14 protein-coding genes and 1 pseudogene are annotated in these 15,176 nt (G+C 65.9%); 6 read left to right on the forward strand and 9 right to left on the reverse strand.

All coding sequences use genetic code 11. The annotated features are described in order from the left end of the window. Positions 1 to 301 precede the first annotated feature (301 nt). Positions 302 to 874 carry a CAP domain-containing protein gene (locus tag PLJ28_RS12855; RefSeq protein ID WP_298042941.1) on the forward strand — a complete coding sequence of 191 codons (573 nt, stop codon included), beginning with the start codon at positions 302 to 304 and terminating at the stop codon, positions 872 to 874. Positions 875 to 1,033: 159 nt separating this feature from the next. On the opposite strand, the gene PLJ28_RS12860 is transcribed toward PLJ28_RS12855, so the two are convergent. From PLJ28_RS12860 to PLJ28_RS12870, 3 genes are all read right to left on the reverse strand, one after another. After that, entirely contained in the window at positions 1,034 to 1,240 is a 207-nt protein-coding gene (locus tag PLJ28_RS12860; RefSeq protein ID WP_183525424.1) for a helix-turn-helix transcriptional regulator, read from the reverse strand. After that, on the reverse strand, positions 1,241 to 1,705 hold the full coding sequence (locus tag PLJ28_RS12865; protein ID WP_183528618.1) for a hypothetical protein: 465 nt from the start codon (positions 1,703 to 1,705) through the stop codon (positions 1,241 to 1,243). 344 nt (positions 1,706 to 2,049) lie between these two features. Further along, positions 2,050 to 3,819 (reverse strand): FAD-dependent oxidoreductase, encoded by a 1,770-nt coding sequence (locus PLJ28_RS12870; RefSeq protein ID WP_183525421.1) that lies wholly within the window; start codon positions 3,817 to 3,819, stop codon positions 2,050 to 2,052. Positions 3,820 to 4,490: 671 nt separating this feature from the next. Here PLJ28_RS12870 and PLJ28_RS12875 point away from each other — a divergent pair. Then, the gene (locus PLJ28_RS12875; protein WP_324590210.1) at positions 4,491 to 5,930 is read left to right on the forward strand and encodes an FAD-binding oxidoreductase; all 1,440 of its coding nucleotides are present in this window, start codon (positions 4,491 to 4,493) and stop codon (positions 5,928 to 5,930) included. A gap of 458 nt (positions 5,931 to 6,388) precedes the next feature. Here PLJ28_RS12875 and PLJ28_RS12880 read toward each other — a convergent pair whose 3' ends face one another. Beyond that, positions 6,389 to 7,060, reverse strand: a complete 672-nt coding sequence (locus PLJ28_RS12880; protein WP_324590211.1) for a DUF3592 domain-containing protein — start codon at positions 7,058 to 7,060, stop codon at positions 6,389 to 6,391. Positions 7,061 to 7,537: 477 nt separating this feature from the next. Here PLJ28_RS12880 and PLJ28_RS12885 point away from each other — a divergent pair, with 477 nt between their 5' ends. The 3 genes from PLJ28_RS12885 to PLJ28_RS12895 all read left to right on the forward strand — a co-directional run bounded on the left by PLJ28_RS12885 (position 7,538) and on the right by PLJ28_RS12895 (position 10,432). After that, positions 7,538 to 9,094: an S-layer homology domain-containing protein gene (locus PLJ28_RS12885; protein WP_324590212.1), complete on the forward strand. Its 1,557-nt coding sequence runs from the start codon at positions 7,538 to 7,540 to the stop codon at positions 9,092 to 9,094. A 542-nt stretch (positions 9,095 to 9,636) separates the two neighbouring features. Then, the gene (locus PLJ28_RS12890) at positions 9,637 to 10,113 is read left to right on the forward strand and encodes a hypothetical protein (RefSeq protein WP_183525410.1); all 477 of its coding nucleotides are present in this window, start codon (positions 9,637 to 9,639) and stop codon (positions 10,111 to 10,113) included. Beyond that, positions 10,103 to 10,432 carry a transcriptional regulator gene (locus PLJ28_RS12895; protein ID WP_183525408.1) on the forward strand — a complete coding sequence of 110 codons (330 nt, stop codon included), beginning with the start codon at positions 10,103 to 10,105 and terminating at the stop codon, positions 10,430 to 10,432. The genes PLJ28_RS12890 and PLJ28_RS12895 overlap by 11 nt, the downstream gene beginning before the upstream one ends. Positions 10,433 to 10,619: 187 nt before the next feature. On the opposite strand, the gene PLJ28_RS12900 is transcribed toward PLJ28_RS12895, so the two are convergent. The 4 genes from PLJ28_RS12900 to PLJ28_RS12915 form a co-directional block, all read right to left on the reverse strand. After that, complete coding sequence (locus tag PLJ28_RS12900) at positions 10,620 to 11,000, reverse strand: hypothetical protein (protein WP_183525405.1); 381 nt, start codon at positions 10,998 to 11,000, stop codon at positions 10,620 to 10,622. Positions 11,001 to 11,140: 140 nt separating this feature from the next. After that, positions 11,141 to 12,058 carry a hypothetical protein gene (locus PLJ28_RS12905; RefSeq protein WP_183525402.1) on the reverse strand — a complete coding sequence of 306 codons (918 nt, stop codon included), beginning with the start codon at positions 12,056 to 12,058 and terminating at the stop codon, positions 11,141 to 11,143. 345 nt (positions 12,059 to 12,403) lie between these two features. Then, entirely contained in the window at positions 12,404 to 13,345 is a 942-nt protein-coding gene (locus PLJ28_RS12910; RefSeq protein ID WP_298042926.1) for a DUF1963 domain-containing protein, read from the reverse strand. Between the two features lie 118 nt (positions 13,346 to 13,463). Next, on the reverse strand, positions 13,464 to 13,856 hold the full coding sequence (locus PLJ28_RS12915; RefSeq protein WP_183525396.1) for a nuclear transport factor 2 family protein: 393 nt from the start codon (positions 13,854 to 13,856) through the stop codon (positions 13,464 to 13,466). A 235-nt stretch (positions 13,857 to 14,091) separates the two neighbouring features. On the opposite strand from PLJ28_RS12915, the gene PLJ28_RS12920 reads away from it, so the two are divergent. After that, positions 14,092 to 14,448, forward strand: coding sequence for a DUF1622 domain-containing protein (locus tag PLJ28_RS12920; RefSeq protein WP_183525393.1), 357 nt, complete (start codon positions 14,092 to 14,094; stop codon positions 14,446 to 14,448). Positions 14,449 to 14,634: 186 nt separating this feature from the next. Here PLJ28_RS12920 and PLJ28_RS12925 read toward each other — a convergent pair. Next, positions 14,635 to 15,176 (reverse strand): annotated as a pseudogene (locus PLJ28_RS12925) (M14 family zinc carboxypeptidase); the annotation flags it as partial.

Genomic DNA, 15,176 nt, shown 5'->3' on the forward strand with positions numbered 1-15,176 from the left:
CTTAGAGTGATTGCTGCACCGACGGTCGGCCACTAGGGCAAGTGGCCGTTCTTGGGGACGTTGAATCCAGGATCTGGACTCTCCACGGCAACCCTTCATGATCGCGAGACAGCCCCCGACCAGACTGTTGATAACAGCCAGTCAAGTCCTCCACTCCCCCGGCCTCAGTCAACCAGGCCGCAGGTCATCTCGAGGTGTGCTGTCTTCGGTCGCCCCGTGAAAGAAGACCGAGATGTCCCATCAACCTCGTCACGACCCGGCGTGTTCGCGTCCGAGTGCACGCACACGGGTCAAAGTATCCATGTACCGCAGCGTCGCTGCCGTCATCATTGCGGGGGGCCTGCTCGCCGGCGGCGTGGCGCCTGCCACCAGTGCGCCAGGACCGGTGACCGCCCCTCAGCCGACGGCCGCCAGTTGCACCGCCCAGTCCCCGCCGAGCGACGTCGGGAACGCCATGGCGTGGGAGATCCATCGCCTGGTCAATGAGCAGCGGACGCAAAACGGCCTTGCGGCCCTCGAGGTCGACCAAGGTGTCAGCAACGCTGCCATCAAGCACTCTCAGAACATGGCCCGGACTGGAATCTTCAGCCATGTGATCAACGGCAAAGGCCCCGCTGACCGGCTCAAGGACGAAAACGTCTCGTTCACCTCATACGGCGAGAACATCTACAACACCTGGTGCCAGATGAACGGCAAACCAGCCTATGCCGTAGACGGGTTCCCCCAGAAGGCGGTGACTGCATGGATGAACTCCGCAGGGCACCGCGCCAATATCCTGAACCCGGATTTCACCCACACCGGGATCGGTATCTGGGCAATCCCCAGGGACAACAAGGGGTACATGTACACCACCCAGGTCTTCATCGAGCGCTGACCGCGCTGCGTGAAGGAACGACCAGATAGCCATCGGCCCCCGTCGCGGGTCCCGGTTCGACCGGGATCCGCGACTTCAGACTATTCAACCCGTCCGTCCTGAACGGGTGGGCGACAGATATCAGGGCTCTCCCATCCCCGGGGATGCGAGAGGGTGGCATCACGAATCTTGCGCCTTCTGCGGAGTGAAGAGGTCCTCGATCGTGCATTGGAAGACGTTCGCGAGCCGGAACGCTACCGGCAGGGACGGGTCATACCGGCCCTTCTCGATCGAGATGATGGTCTGGCGGGAGACGCCGAGCTCGTCAGCCAGTCGCTGCTGAGACCACCCGCGGGCCTGCCGGTGCTCCGGAAGCGCGTTCTCCACCTACTGCGCCGATCTCTTCAGCCACACGTAGCGCACGGCGAGGTCGAGCATGGCGAAGAGCACCAGCGCCGATATCGCCCATGTCAGGGGTGCTTCAACCCCCGCCAGGCCGAGTCCTCCGGCGCTGAGACCACCCACGATGAGGATGTCCCCGAACGCTCCGCTGGCCGCCTTGTCATACCAGGCCGACTCGATCGAGTCCTCGGGCTTGTCGAGTGCCCCGGCCAGCGTCGAGCGATCCACCAGCACCGCCCAGCCCAGCGCTGCACTGACCGGGAGGGTGACGACGAAGACCACAGAGAAGGCGAGAATGGGATCCTGTGTGGTGCCCAGGACTAGGAAGAGTCCGCCCAGACCGGCTGAGATGAGCGCGCCGATGGTCAGCGAGACGACCAACAACGTCGTCGAGCTGCCGCCGAATCGTGCTCGTCCCCATGCGCTCCGTGTCGCCCTGTTGGTGTCCATGCCGTCTGCCCTTCCCTCGTCCGCACCCTGTCGTGTCAAGCTCACCTTACAGACAAGCGTGCTTGACGTAAAGACTGCTTTACTAGTTCGAGGAGAGTCCGGACGCGTGAGGGCCCTGTCCCTGTTGAAGTATGACCTGGGCCTCGCCACCCCGGTGCTCATCGGCGACTTCTTCACCGTCCGGCGCCCGCCATGGTACTGATCTGCGCGGGTGGCCCGGCCCCCGCATGACCGTCACCATGTTCTACGCACTCACACGCCCGAAGCCCCGCGTGGAGTGCTGTGGCTGCATCTGCCACTGCATCGTGGCCATGTTCGCCGTCCTCGACGGAAGGCGTCTGCGGTCATCTTCGGTTGCCCTTAAGCGCGCTGGGTTCACACGTCACTGGGTCGAGCCCCGCCGCCATGCGGTGACGTGCCGTCGTCATGCCCTCGCACACAAGCGACAGCTTGCGTACGTTGCCGTTCATACGCAGCACATAGTCGACCGACTGCCAGTCAGCATCAACCGGTGGCACCGCCGTGAGCAGCGATGAGAACGCGATCGCACCCGCAGCCTCACCCATGGCCATGTACTGCGGCTCCATACGTACCGATCCGTGAGCACGGGGAGTCGCCGAGACATTCACTGTCACCATCAGGTTGTCGAGGTTGACCGGGTGGATCACGCCGCGAGGCACTTCATACCAGGGAACGGCCGCGTAAGAAGCCCAGTCGCGGTACATGACACCGTCCCAGTAGCGGTACTCGCTCGGCTTGTTGTCGACGTGGTACGTGCCGATCGCGATGCTCTCTTCGGCAACGCGCTGCGCCGGGTCGTCGATGTTGTGCATGGTCAGCGTCTCTTCGCCGACGATGCGCCGCCCCTCACGGATGTATGGCTCGTACGGCCAGTTCTCGTTGTCCGTGAACTCGTCCGCGCACAAACCGAAACCGGCCATGGATTCACGCACGCCTTCTGGCGTCTCATGCTGAAGGAACCACATCCAGTTGCGCTGATAGTCTTCCAGCTGATCGAATACGGCGTCGCGTTCGCCCGTGAACAGCCCGTCTGGCGCCGGGACGTTGGCGAATCCGTGTCCGTTGTTGAAGTCCCACTTCCCATCCTGGGTCGGGACGATTTGGACGGGCCCAGTAACTCGGCCGTGACCAGCGAGCTGGACTCCCCATGTCAGTCCGCCCTGCCAACGCCGCCACCCGTCGGCGTATCGCTCGTAGTTGCCTGTCTTCGCAAACGGAACCCTGTTGTTCTCGTCCTTCGTCACGCACAGGCGATAGGTCATTGAGATACGACCGTCACTGGCATCGTCGACCCATGACGCGGAGGGCGGGACACCGGTCGTGACGTAGGGGTTCTCCGCGAACGCAGCCTCGGCACCTGACACGTCCTCGGGTTCCAGCTTCGAGAGGACTTTCCAGACACGCTCTGCCCGTGGCTCGTCGTAGTCGAACCAGTCGCCGTAGCCCAGACGGTGGGGAGCGCCGGCAGCGGCGGCCAGTTCGCCGGTGTACGTCGCGTCCACGAAGACCGGGCCGCAATACTGGGAACGGGTGGTGGTGATGCAGTCGATCTGCTCGCCACTTTTCGCTACGGATTCAAGTGTCTCGTCCGTGAAGACCTCAACCCCGGCATCGCTGAGGTGCCCCCGGAAGATTTCCTCTGCATCGCTCGGAGTGACGTTCCAGGCTCCGGCGTCATCGTAGGTATCCCTCACCCCCTGGAAGAAGCGGTCAGCGTAGCCCGTCACCGCGGACTTCCCCCCGATATCGGCTGCGCCAAGACCGTTGGAGATGGCACCGCCAACAGTTGGATACTCGCTGATCAACGCGACTCGGTGCCCGTGCTTCTCACCCCGTTCCGCAGCAGTGACCGCGGCGGCAACACCGGACGGTGACCCACCGAAGACCACGACATCAAAGTCGGAGCGGACTACGGAGATCAGGGACGCCGCTGGTTCACGAGGAACATCGACGCCATCCGCTTCGACTGCACAGCCGGTGAGGCCGAAGACCGTTCCCGCTGAGACGAGGAACGCGAGTAAGACCTGACGCACCATTGATGGATTCGTCTTCGAGTCGCACACCGGTTCAGGCTGCAGGGTCCGTTCTGTCATCGATCTCGCTCCCATTCGGTGCTAGCAGCCGCTCATACTCCGATCCGGGCGCACGTGTAAATTGACGTGATAGTGATTTTCGGCGTCGATTTAGCACAATTATCACGACACGTTCCGGTCATTCACGACCGTCGCCAGACTGGGGTTGGATGTGCACTTATCCTCACGGCATAAAAGTACTTTCTGCCCTCGCTCATCCATAGGGTGGTCCGCACTCGTCAAGCACTGAGATCAGTACAGCGACTGCTCCATCCCACTCAACGCATACGTGGTCCCGTGCTTTTCTGCCCCCGGTCGTTGCGCCATGGGCCGTTACCTATTGACGGCGCCATCATCAGTCGGTCCAGACGAGGTGCAGGGCCTTCCCGAAGGCACCGGCGTCCCGAATGGCGGCAGGGTGACCCAGAAGAATCCCGTTCGAGCCCGTCGGACACGACGTGGCGGGCTCAGGCGGTCAGACGGTTATTGTCGGGGCTCATCGGTGATTCCTATTCTGAATCCACCGCTTTCCAGCTGTCCTAGTGCAGCACCCTTGGGGACAGCCTCACCGGACTGGCCCCCGGGCAAACCCCAGCGCCATCGCGCACAGGATCGCGAGGTGGTCTCGACCGGATCTCCACAGACGGATCTCATCGCCAGAAACCCGACTCACGCAGGGAAGCAGCAGACCGATGAATACAGCGCAGGACAACAGCGGGACGGAGGACCTACGCCGTGCCCTGCAGGAGCTGGGCAAACGGCTGGTCGGCTCGGTGATCGAGCCGCAGGACCCCCTCTACGACGAGGCCCGCGCGGTATGGAACGGGATGATCGATCGGCGTCCACGCGCCGTCATCCGGGCAGGCGCCGTGCAGGACATCGCCCCAGTGCTCGAGGTGGCACGGAACACCGGCCTGGCGTTGGCCGTGCGTGGTGGCGGGCACAGCATCGCCGGTCACGGCACGGTCGAGGACGGCCTGGTGCTGGACCTGGGTGTCTTGCGGAGCGTGGAGGTCGACGTCGAACGCCGGTTGGTGACCGTGGCACCTGGAGCAAGACTGTCGGACGTCGATCGGGCGACCACCGCCCACGGGTTGGTCGTGCCGCTCGGGGAGGTCAGCATGACCGGGGTCGCCGGGCTGACACTCGGCGGGGGGGTCGGCTGGCTGACCCGGACCCACGGTCTGAGCCTGGACAACCTGGTCGCTGCCGACCTGGTCACCGCCCGCGGTGAGCACCTGCATGCCAGTGAGCAGGAGAACCCGGAGCTGTTCTGGGGCCTGCGCGGCGGGGGCGGGAACTTCGGCGTGGTGTCGTCCTTCACCTTCCGGGCACACCCGCTGCCGGCCGAGGTCCTGTGCGCCAACCTCTTCTACAGGCCCGCGCGCTGGCGAGATGCCCTACGTGCCTTCGACCGGTGGGCCCAGGAGCTGCCCGAGGAGATGAACGCAGGCATCACCTTCATCGTGCTCCCGCCCGAGCTGGGCATGGGCCGGCAACCCTGGATGGTGCTCGGCTGTGTGTGGGCGTCCGAAGACCACGACGCCGGCCGGGGGTTGATCGAGCGCCTACGGTCGGCCGTGGCCCCGGATGCGGAGGAGACCGCCCCGACCTCCTGGACCGTCTGGCAGTCCGCGATGGACGAGATGTTGCCCCCAGGCTCCCGGAGCTACCTGAAGAACCAACCCATCACCGGACTGGACGAGACAGCACGTGAGGTGCTCGTGGACGTGGCCTCGGATATGACCTGGTTCGGGACCGCGATCAACATCTACACCATGGGCGGAGCCTTCGGCCGGATCCCCGACGATGCGACCGCTTTTCCCGATCGCTCGGCGAAGTACTGGGTTGAGATCACCGGCTTCTGGACCGACCCGGCCGAGGACCAGCGGCTCAGCGCGTTCGCCCGGACGGCCCACGCCCGGCTCCAGCCCTTTGCCGCCGCAGGACAGTACGTCAACTTCATCGGTGAACCCCTAGCGGGAGCAGAGGAGACGGCAGAGACGGCACGCCGGGCCTATGGACTCGTCAAGTACGAGCGGCTGGTGGCCCTGAAGAATCGCTACGACCCGGAGAACCTCTTCCGCCTCAACCACAACGTCATTCCCGTTAACGCAGGGACCCCGTCCTAGCTCTGGGACAGGCCATGAGCATGCCACGGCACGGGGCAATGGAGTTCACTGGAGGGCATCCCGACCTGTTGACGAGGAGCTCAGGAGAGAAAGCACCACCAGCAGCAGCATCAGGTCTGAGGCAACCGATGGTGAGTCATGTGCGCCACGCCGGTCCCGGTGTTCGGGACAAGGTTGTGGCAACTGCTATGGCTCCGACAACCTGGGCCACCCCAAGCGCGCGAGTCAGTCCTGGACGCTCTCGGAACCACGCCATCATCGGAGCCCACGGGCCAAACTCCCATCTCGCGCAATGTTCCACTGGGAACAACGTGGTGAGAACTCCGTCACCGATTTTCAGCATGATCACTGTTTCTGCGATCCGCACGTCCACGAGAGCCTCCTCCGGGATGAGGAACACATGTTCCGCATCGCTGCGTGTCGGCATTCTAGGACCTTCGGCGGAACGGTCTCCATACTTAAGCCGCGGGCTCGTGAGTGTCCGCCGCGGTCGAAGGCCCAGCGCCAGCTTCCATGAACTCATTGAACAGGACGAAACGCCCGGGGTTCACGGGGTCGACGTACACCGTGAGGAGTTCTCCCGGGGCCCATGCCGGGTCCGGATACCGTGCCGTGGACCCGAAGGAGTTCCAGGCGCTGCTGAAGGTTGAGATCTCACCGTGCAGGACCTGGCCATGAACGGGATAATCCAGGGTGGCTGTCGTCTGCGTGATGTATCTGCGTCCGGAGTCCCGTGACACGTGCGTTGAATGCTCCACGCTCACACGTCCCACGACGCCGGTGGTCTCGATTCCCCCGCTCTTCAGACGGTTGTAGTGGATCTGTTCGCCGTACTCGAGGGTGAGGTGAACGCAGCCGACACCGAGGATCAGGGTCGCCAGGCCCAGCGCAATCCAACGAAGGATTCCCGTTCGGCGGGCTATACGCTGGTTGTCCCAGCCCGGGGCGAAGTAGCCATTGCCCTGACCGTCATTGACGTACCACTTCGTCGTATTGCTCATCTCAAAGGCGAAACGGCTCCTCGAGACGCAGGGGGATCGCGTCCACCCCTGAGGAGGGACGAACACCTGTCGGGAAGCGTCCTCGATCGGCAACTGTGAGACAGGCTGGTCATTCGGGCGTGCGTTCACGAGACAGATCCTTTCCGCCCAGCGGTTGGATGGGTGTCTGCCCAACGCGAGGTCGAGACCGCCCTCCAGTCATGGCTCGTTCAGCCTCACGATTCTCTCGCACATGGTCGCACATGAATCACGCCCCGCGGATGGTTGCGCTGTCGTGCCACTCCCCCCCCCCAGGGACACACCGGAGGTTGCGCTACTGACGGCCGTGGCGCCCCGGGGAGCAGGCTTCGATCACGGTTCGGTCCCGAAGCACCGTTCGGCCTAGCGAAGAGCGGTTTTCGACGCAACGACGGGATAGCTTGAGTGTGCCTGCTGCTCCTCGCGGCCCCTGGGGTGAGGTCCTCGCCCTGCCGGAAATGAGTGGCAGTTCTTCCTGTCATCGCCATCGCTGTCGCACGCACCTTCCGAGAGGACCCTCCATTGACACATACGTCATTGCCCGCACCCCGACCGCCCGCTTCCAGTAGGAAGGCGGCCACGGCCGCGGTGCTCGGCACCGTGCTGGTGGCGGCATCGCTGTCGGCGATCCCGGCCAATGCCGCCACCGGGGCCGGGACCATCGCCCCCTACGGCGGTTACGTCCAGGACATCTCCATCGTCGAGGACCGGCTCACCGCCGAGGACGACCACCTGACGGTGGCCGTCGACTTCTGCCTGGTCCCGGGCTCCGCCGCCCGCCGGGGCGTCGAGGACATCTGGCTGGACACCGCCACGCCCATCGCCGACTACGAAGGCCCCTACGACCGCTTCATGTTCTACACGGGCATGACCGTCGGGGACGCCACCGGGAAGAACACGTTCCGGGTGGAGATGCAGGCCGCCCCGCTGGAGACCGAGGTGCCGCTGTCGCAGGCGATGATCTCCTTGTATCCGATCTCAGGACCGGCGACCTCGAAGGGTGGTTGTGGCACGGTAGAACTGCCGGTTCAGATCCCGCCGTACTACTGGGAAGACAGGTCCCTGACGAAGTCCTTCACGGGCAGCGACGCATTCGGCAACCGGTTCACCGACAAGGTCACCCTGGGCCGCGGCGGCCTAGACACCCTTGATGCGGCCGAGCCGCAGCTGCGCCCCGACCTGCTCTGGGACGGCTCCGTCGAGTGGTACTCGATCACCCCCGAGGGCCCGGCCGAGTCCGTGTCGCTCACCCTGGACATCCCCGGTCAGTGCAGCGACGTGGAGTGGATGGGATCTTCCGCCGGAGAGGGCACCGAGGACTGGCGGACTGGCCGGGTCTCCTGCGCCCAGGGCGTGGTGCGAGCCCGCCTCGACGGCGGCCTGGCCGGGAACGAGCGATTCACCGTGGATGCCCGGGACACTTCGGGCCTCACCCCCGGGGAGTCGGTCGCGGGCCGGACCACCGTCAACCTCGACGGGGAATACCACCGACTGTCGGAGACCGTCGAACTGGCCGAGGCCACCGCCTCCTTCGAACGCCCCTGGGCCCCGGTGGCCCACGGGGACCTGTGCCCGGTGTCCTTCTCGGACATCCGTCCCGGAGGGGCGTTCTTCGGGCCCATCCAGTGGCTGGGCTGCGAGGGCATCTCTGCCGGCCAGTCCAACGGGGCCTTCGGCGTGAACCGGCAGATCACCCGCGGGGAACTGGCGGCCTTCCTGATGCGCGCCTACGGTGAGAAGCACCTGGATCCCATCACCGCGCGCCAAGAGCGGCGATGGCTGCCGCCTAAGACCAGCCCGTTCACGGACATGACGCCCCGTTCGGCCCACTACGCGGCGGCGACCTGGCTACGCTCGATGGGCATCGCCGGCTACGCCGACGGCACCTTCAAGCCCAGCCAGCCGGTCTCCCGTGTCGAGGCCGCGCAGTTCATCTACCTGGCCGACCACGCCGGCGAGGACTGGAACGCACCGTCCAGAAGCCCGTTCGCTGACATCCCGGCCACGTACAGCCGCTTCGAGGCGATCAGCTACCTGTACGCCACCGGTGCCACCCGCGGTTACACCGACGGCACCTTCCGCCCGAGCCGGGACATCACCCGCGGGGAGATGGCCAAGTTCGTCGAGACGGTCTTCAACGACTGACCCGGCAGCATCGTGACACGGCACAGGCCGGTCGGCGCCCTACCGGCACCGGCCGGCTTGTGCCGTTTGCACCTCCCAACGCCCCGAAGGGTCGTGCGGGCCCCTGATGAAAGGAATGCTGCTGCGTGAGGACCGTCGGCCTGCCGTGGAGTCCGAAGCGTTGATCCTGCTCCCGGACGCGGTGGAGGAGGTGGAGGACGTCGTCTCCCAGCCGGAGCGGTGTCTGGTGAGCATGTATGCCGAACCGCAACGGGCAGCGCGAGTGTGGCGCGAGCGACGGACGAGACACCCCTACGGTAGCGAGGGGCTGCTGCGCCTGTCCTACTGCGGAGGAGAACTCCTAAGCCCGGGCTGAGGGGATGAGGTCTCCGGAGTGTGGTTCGCCCTGATCGAGTGCGTCCAGGCGTACGTGGAGACCGGCAGAGGCTTGACGTCGTTCCCCGGCCAACCGGTGGACGTGGAGTTGCGTCGCACCGCGGCGGGAGGACGACGCCGCACCCCGCAATTGACTTGCCAATGAGGAAACTGATTCACTTGCAGATATGGAAAACAATGCCTCCGCCGAACCCACCGCTCGACCCTCCAGCATCCAGGCGCAACGGCTCCTGCATGACCTGGAGTCCGATCGAGCGGCCCTGGCAGAGCGGCTCGCGGCGCCCGGGTGGCTCTACCCGCTCGTGGCCCTGATCGTCGCCGGTTACGTGGCCACACCAGCCGTCCGGTCGAGCGAGCCACGCAACGCCGTGGTGGGAGGTCTCATCGTCGGCACCATCGTCGTGCTGATCGCCTACCAGCGGCTGTCCGGAGTTCGGGTGGGGCGCATACGCGTCCGGGCCGGTGCGGTGCTGACGGCCCTGCTCGTGGTGACCCTGGTGTTGCTGAGCACGTCCTATGGCCTGGTGGCGTCGCTGAGCGCGTGGTGGGTGCTGGCACCGGCATCAGCGTGCTTCGTGGTGGTCCTGTTCGGCGGCCGATGGTTCGATCGCCTGTACCGAGAGGACCTGGGTCATGGCCGCTGAAGCCGCTTTCGACGACACCATCCACGCCCCTCTCCGTCTTCGCATCTGCGGGGTTCTTCGCCACCTCGAGGAGATCGACTTCGCAGTACTGCGCGACACCCTGGGCACCACCGACGCCACGTTGTCCAAGCATCTCAGAGTGCTCCTCGACGCGGATTACATATCGATGACCAAGAGTCCATCACCGAACCGCGCCGATGCGCGGCGCCTCACCTGGATCAGGCAGACGCGGACCGGCAGGCAAGCCTTCGACGCGCACATGGAAGAACTTAGGCGGATCGCAGCCGGGCTCTCCACCACATCAGCCGACCCCCCGTGAAGCCGACCCGCCGCCTGAGGATCCCCCAGCCTGGGGCGGAGAGCCCGCCATGCTGGTGACGCACGATCGACCCGTGCACAACGAGCGGCGACGGGGGGCGGCACCAGGCGGGCCGCACGGGTTGTCTCGACCATCGCGTGGTCCGTCAGCAGAGCGTCGACGTGTTCGAGACATCTCCCACGCGCCCTCAGTCCACGAGCTGGAGATCGAACTCCGCAGGGCCAGGAAGTGTGTCGTGATCATCGGCAAGGGACATGTAGTTCACGGAGTGGAGATATCCATCGATCACCCACAGTTCCACGAGTCCCAGACACTCCCCCCGGCGCCGGACCTCGAGGACGGAGAACGGGCCGCCCTCATGATGGATGCGAGTAGACGGTGGCAGCTCGGCGACGGAGAGGCGGAAGCAGTCGCAGTCCTCGAACTCGTAGCCTCCCCACCGGGCAGACCGGAGCTGCTCGCGCACCGGCACGCGGTGCGGATCATCGCCACCGCAGAGCAGCTCCAGGAGAACGCGCTCGAGCGAGGTGAAGGGATCCCCGGCCATGCGCTGACGACGTGCCTTCATCTCGTCACCGTACGACACCACGGGGTGGTTCGGTGCCATGGACCGCGACGTGGGACGCTGCCCGATGGCGAAGGAACAGGGAGGACCCGTCCCTGGTCGTGCCCAGGAACCGGCCCCCCCCTCGCCGAGGTGCCGGGTGGTTACCTGCCGGCCGTGATGGTCAGCGACTGTGCCCTGCTCGTGGTGTGGACCGGAGACCAGGACGTCTTGGTGACCTGCTTGGAGGTCGTCGTCGACGTGTACAGGTAGTCCCTGACGGACTCTACGTACGGGTAGAGCGTGACCTTGGCGGTCGACCCCGGGACCGGTTTCACGGCCCCCTCGGACACGGTGTCCTCCAGCCACAGCACCTCGTTGGCCAAGTCGTTGGCCCGGTTCGAGGCGGTGTCGGGGAAGCGGGCTGCGAGGGCCTCATAGGATCCGTCGAAAGCGCCGGTGCACTTAAGGTCGATGAACTCGATATCCACGCGGCCAAGGAACGGGTCGACATCGGATTCCACCGGCCAGACCTTGGCCACCGTGCACGTCATGGCCACCGCGCTATCACCGTCGGACACCAGTTTCCTGGTGGTGCTCTTCACGGTGGTCGTCGTGGTGACGGGGACCTGGTACTTCACCGTCGTGGTGGCACTGTATTTCCCAGCCTTCAAGCGAGCAGTGGGCTTGGCAGAGACGAGCGTCTTGGATCCTTGCTTGACGGTCAGCGTCTTGGACACCAGTCGGGCTCCCGAGGCGAGGGATACGTTGGGCGCCACGGTGACCGTGCCACCGCGTGGTGCGGTCTTGGCGGGGATGGTCTTGACGGTGACGGCCTCGCGCACCACCAGCGCCTGGGTCCTGCTGGCCGTCTTCGAGACGGACCCGACCTTGTAGGTGACCCGGGTGGTGACCGAATAGGTGCCGGCCTTGAGCGAGGCGCTGGCCTTGCCGGAGACGAGCGTCTTGGTGCCTTGCTTGACCGTGAGCGTCTGCGCGGTCACGGAGGCACCGGCGCCCGCGACGGCCGAGGGACGAACCGTGGCGCGGCCCCCGACCTTCACGATCGGGCTCGCGATCATCTGGAGAGTGACGCGTGGGGTGGAGGTGGACGCCGCCACGAAACCGGTGGCGACTGCGGCGGTGCTTGCGGGCGACGAAGACGGAGCGGCCGAAGCCCCCGCCGCCGTGCCGAGTACGAGCGATGAGACGGTTGCGATGGTCGCGATGGCGCGACCCCATGATGAGGCCAAGTGGTTCCCCTGCAAGTCAGGCGGCGCTTATGGCGCCTGCGCGTGTGATGCAGGCATCATAACCGCCTCCGGAGTGCCCGACGGGGACATCCCAGGGTGGGGGCCCTGCCGTTCACGCAGGGCCGTGGAGAAGGCGCCGACAGTGTCAGCTGCTGGCACCCGCCATCAGGGTGGTCAGTCGGTGCGGATGAGGCACCAGGCCTTCTCGAAGGCACCAGCGTCCAGGTCGGACTGGCGCATCCACACCTCCAGGCTGCCGGCGTCCCCGAACCAGCCCTCCAGCACGGTCCAGCTCTCGATCTCCAGGATGAGCCGGTATTCGTCGCCGCCAGTAAGCGGCAGGACCTCGGGCAGGATGTCCAGGGTGGCGGTGTGGTGGCCCCGGGAGCTGTAGCCGTAGGCGTGGGTGGTGGGGATCGCGTAGTCCCCGCCGATGCCTCGCTGGGTGATCCACGCCCGTTGCAGGGCCTGGGTGAGTTCCTCGAGCCGGTCGACGTCACCGGCGTTCTGGGGGGAGAGGTCGAGGGGCGAGGGCAGGGCGAAACTGGAGAACGGCAAGGCCAGCTGGCACACCTGGTGTGGAGTGTTTCCGGGCCCGGGGGCCTCGATCAGGGCTGGGCGTGTGCCCGTCGGATCATGGGACTGACCGCCCGTCGGGTACGCGGGAACTTGCGTCACGATGACAGCCCAGGCGCCTCGGGCCTGATCACCGGGGTCATACCCGAAGGTCCGCAGATCGTGGAAGACCTGCAGGATGCCCATCCGCGGCAACCCTTCCTGGAGCTGCCCTGCTGGCCAGGTGGCCTTCCCGGCGCGGTCGATGGCCCCGTCCAAACCAGCCAGGTCGATGGTCGCCACGTGCGACAGCGGGGTGCCGTCTGCCGCGTGCGGCCAAGCGCCCACGTCCACGGTCGGCCCACCGAACCAGCAGACCTGAGCTCCAGTCGGCCAGACGTCGCGCAGCTCCTCCTCTCCAGGTTCGAAGCTCTGCTCGCTGAAGGTTGGCGAGTAGAGCAGGCGGTCCTGCCATTGCGTCCCATCCTGCTCCCGGAGCCAGTCGAGAGCGGCCGGGTAGGTCCCGTGGATGGGCGGGAAGGACTCGGGTGAGAGAGTCAAACGGTAGCTCCTAGGGTTCTGAATGTGCGTGGTCGCTGCCCTGAGGAAGTCGTCGACCGCTGAGACGGCCCCGATCGAGTGCAGCCGTACCCATGACGAGTTCCGGCCGCGGCCGGGCTCAGGCCCAGAATGTGTCGGATGCGGCGGTGTCCTCCAGGAACTCCCGGCACTCGATGACCTTGCCGTCCCGCAGGACGAACACGGTGACCGTGTCCTGATCCAGGGTCTTGCCATTCCTGACCGCATGACTGTGGTGGATCCCCACCGTATGGGTCTCCCCGCCGATGATGTCCCGGACCGTCACCCGCAGGGACCCTTGGGACCGCTCACCCAGCTCTCGGAAGAACGCCAGGATGGCCTCTCGTCCTCGCTTGGCCCCTGATAGCGCACCCTGTCCGGGGACGTGCCAGACCGCGTCCTCGCCGAACAATTCGCCGAGGGCCCCAAGATCCCCTGCGCTGAAGGCCTCGTAGCCGCGCCGAACCAGTTCGGCGTCTTCAACCGCTCCCATGCCCAACACCTCTCCTTCGCCGGTCGTGTCCGGACGGCTTGAGAGTATTCCCGGCCCCCACCCCCGGTCGAGGTCCAGGAGCCCGGTGCTCCGCTGGGTGAACCGCGCGCCAGGACTATCCGCTGCACCCGGGACCCCGTGTAATCTCGTCGCTCACGGTGGGTGCTCGCCACCGGACCGGCACGGCGTCGAGTGCGCAGGCACAGGCGTGGGACGGCGGGGAAGGGAGACGTCCGTGGAGTTCCAGGGCGCCATGGAGGCAGTGGGCAAGGCGGTGGACATCGCCGGAGTGGTGGCGATCGTGGTGGGCATCGCCGTGGCGAGCTTCATCGCCGCCGGGGCGCTGCTCGGCAAGGGGCCGGATCGGACAGACGTCTATCACCAGTATCGACGACGCCTGGGGCGGTCCATCCTGCTGGGGCTGGAACTGCTCGTGGCCGCGGACATCATCCGGACCGTGGCCGTCACGCCCACCTTCGCCTCGGTCGGCGTGCTGGCGCTGATCGTCCTGATCCGCACCTTCCTGAGCTTCTCCCTCGAGCTCGAGATCACCGGCCGGTGGCCCTGGCAGAAGAAACCCCTGGAGACATAGGCACGGCCGGCCCCGGTGCCGTTGGCTCGTTTCCTCCCCCTCCCCCGCCTGACCGTGGTCCCCGCGACAGACACGCAGGACCGTGCCGGTGCCGGCGAGCGCTGATTCCCGGCACGGGCGGCGATGCCACCACGACCAGGGGTCCTCCCGCCGCACGGCAGGAGGACCCCTGGTCCCGGGCCCTGCCTACTGGACCGGAATGTTGCCGGCGTAGTCCGTCTGGTATCCGGTCACCGGCTGGTGCGGGATCTCCTCCCACCGTTCCGGATCCTCGTGCTGCACCTCTCCCGTGGCCATCCCGAGCAGGAGTTCCTTCAGTGCCAGCACGTTCTGTCGGACCGACTTGCCACGGGCCTTCTGTCCCAGGCTGCCGTCGGAGGTGTTGCCGCTCGTCTCGAAGAACACGACCGGGTTGGTGTGCCCTTCGGGGTTCAACCCCTGGTAGTCCAGACCGAGCATCATGGCCGAGACGACACCGCCCTTGATGTCGATCTCCATCCCGTTGCCCACCTGATAGCGGTCCATGTTGATGGATCCATACTGCGAGAGCTGGTCGTAGACGTGCACGAGCATCTGCCGGGTCAGCACGTCGTAGGCCCCACCCTCAAGCCCGGGCAGGGTGGGCCCGCCAGGCGCCAGGGAGATGCCGAGAGACAGGGTCACGTCATCGCCCGTTCCCCATTCCTTCTTCAGGCCCTGGTGATGGATGTCCACCCCGAAGGCCGGGT

This window comes from Citricoccus sp. (genome assembly GCF_035445025.1).
Lineage (GTDB): Bacteria > Actinomycetota > Actinomycetes > Actinomycetales > Micrococcaceae > Citricoccus.

Bases quoted from the DNA above. Each gene is read 5' to 3' on its own strand.
- PLJ28_RS12855 (WP_298042941.1), top strand. From the start codon at position 302: ATGTACCGCAGCGTCGCTGCCGTCATCATTGCGGGGGGCCTGCTCGCC.
- PLJ28_RS12865 (WP_183528618.1), bottom strand. From the start codon at position 1,705: ATGGACACCAACAGGGCGACACGGAGCGCATGGGGACGAGCACGATTC.
- PLJ28_RS12870 (WP_183525421.1), bottom strand. From the start codon at position 3,819: ATGACAGAACGGACCCTGCAGCCTGAACCGGTGTGCGACTCGAAGACG.
- PLJ28_RS12875 (WP_324590210.1), top strand. From the start codon at position 4,491: ATGAATACAGCGCAGGACAACAGCGGGACGGAGGACCTACGCCGTGCC.
- PLJ28_RS12890 (WP_183525410.1), top strand. From the start codon at position 9,637: ATGGAAAACAATGCCTCCGCCGAACCCACCGCTCGACCCTCCAGCATC.
- PLJ28_RS12895 (WP_183525408.1), top strand. From the start codon at position 10,103: ATGGCCGCTGAAGCCGCTTTCGACGACACCATCCACGCCCCTCTCCGT.
- PLJ28_RS12900 (WP_183525405.1), bottom strand. From the start codon at position 11,000: ATGAAGGCACGTCGTCAGCGCATGGCCGGGGATCCCTTCACCTCGCTC.
- PLJ28_RS12905 (WP_183525402.1), bottom strand. From the start codon at position 12,058: ATGATCGCGAGCCCGATCGTGAAGGTCGGGGGCCGCGCCACGGTTCGT.
- PLJ28_RS12915 (WP_183525396.1), bottom strand. From the start codon at position 13,856: ATGGGAGCGGTTGAAGACGCCGAACTGGTTCGGCGCGGCTACGAGGCC.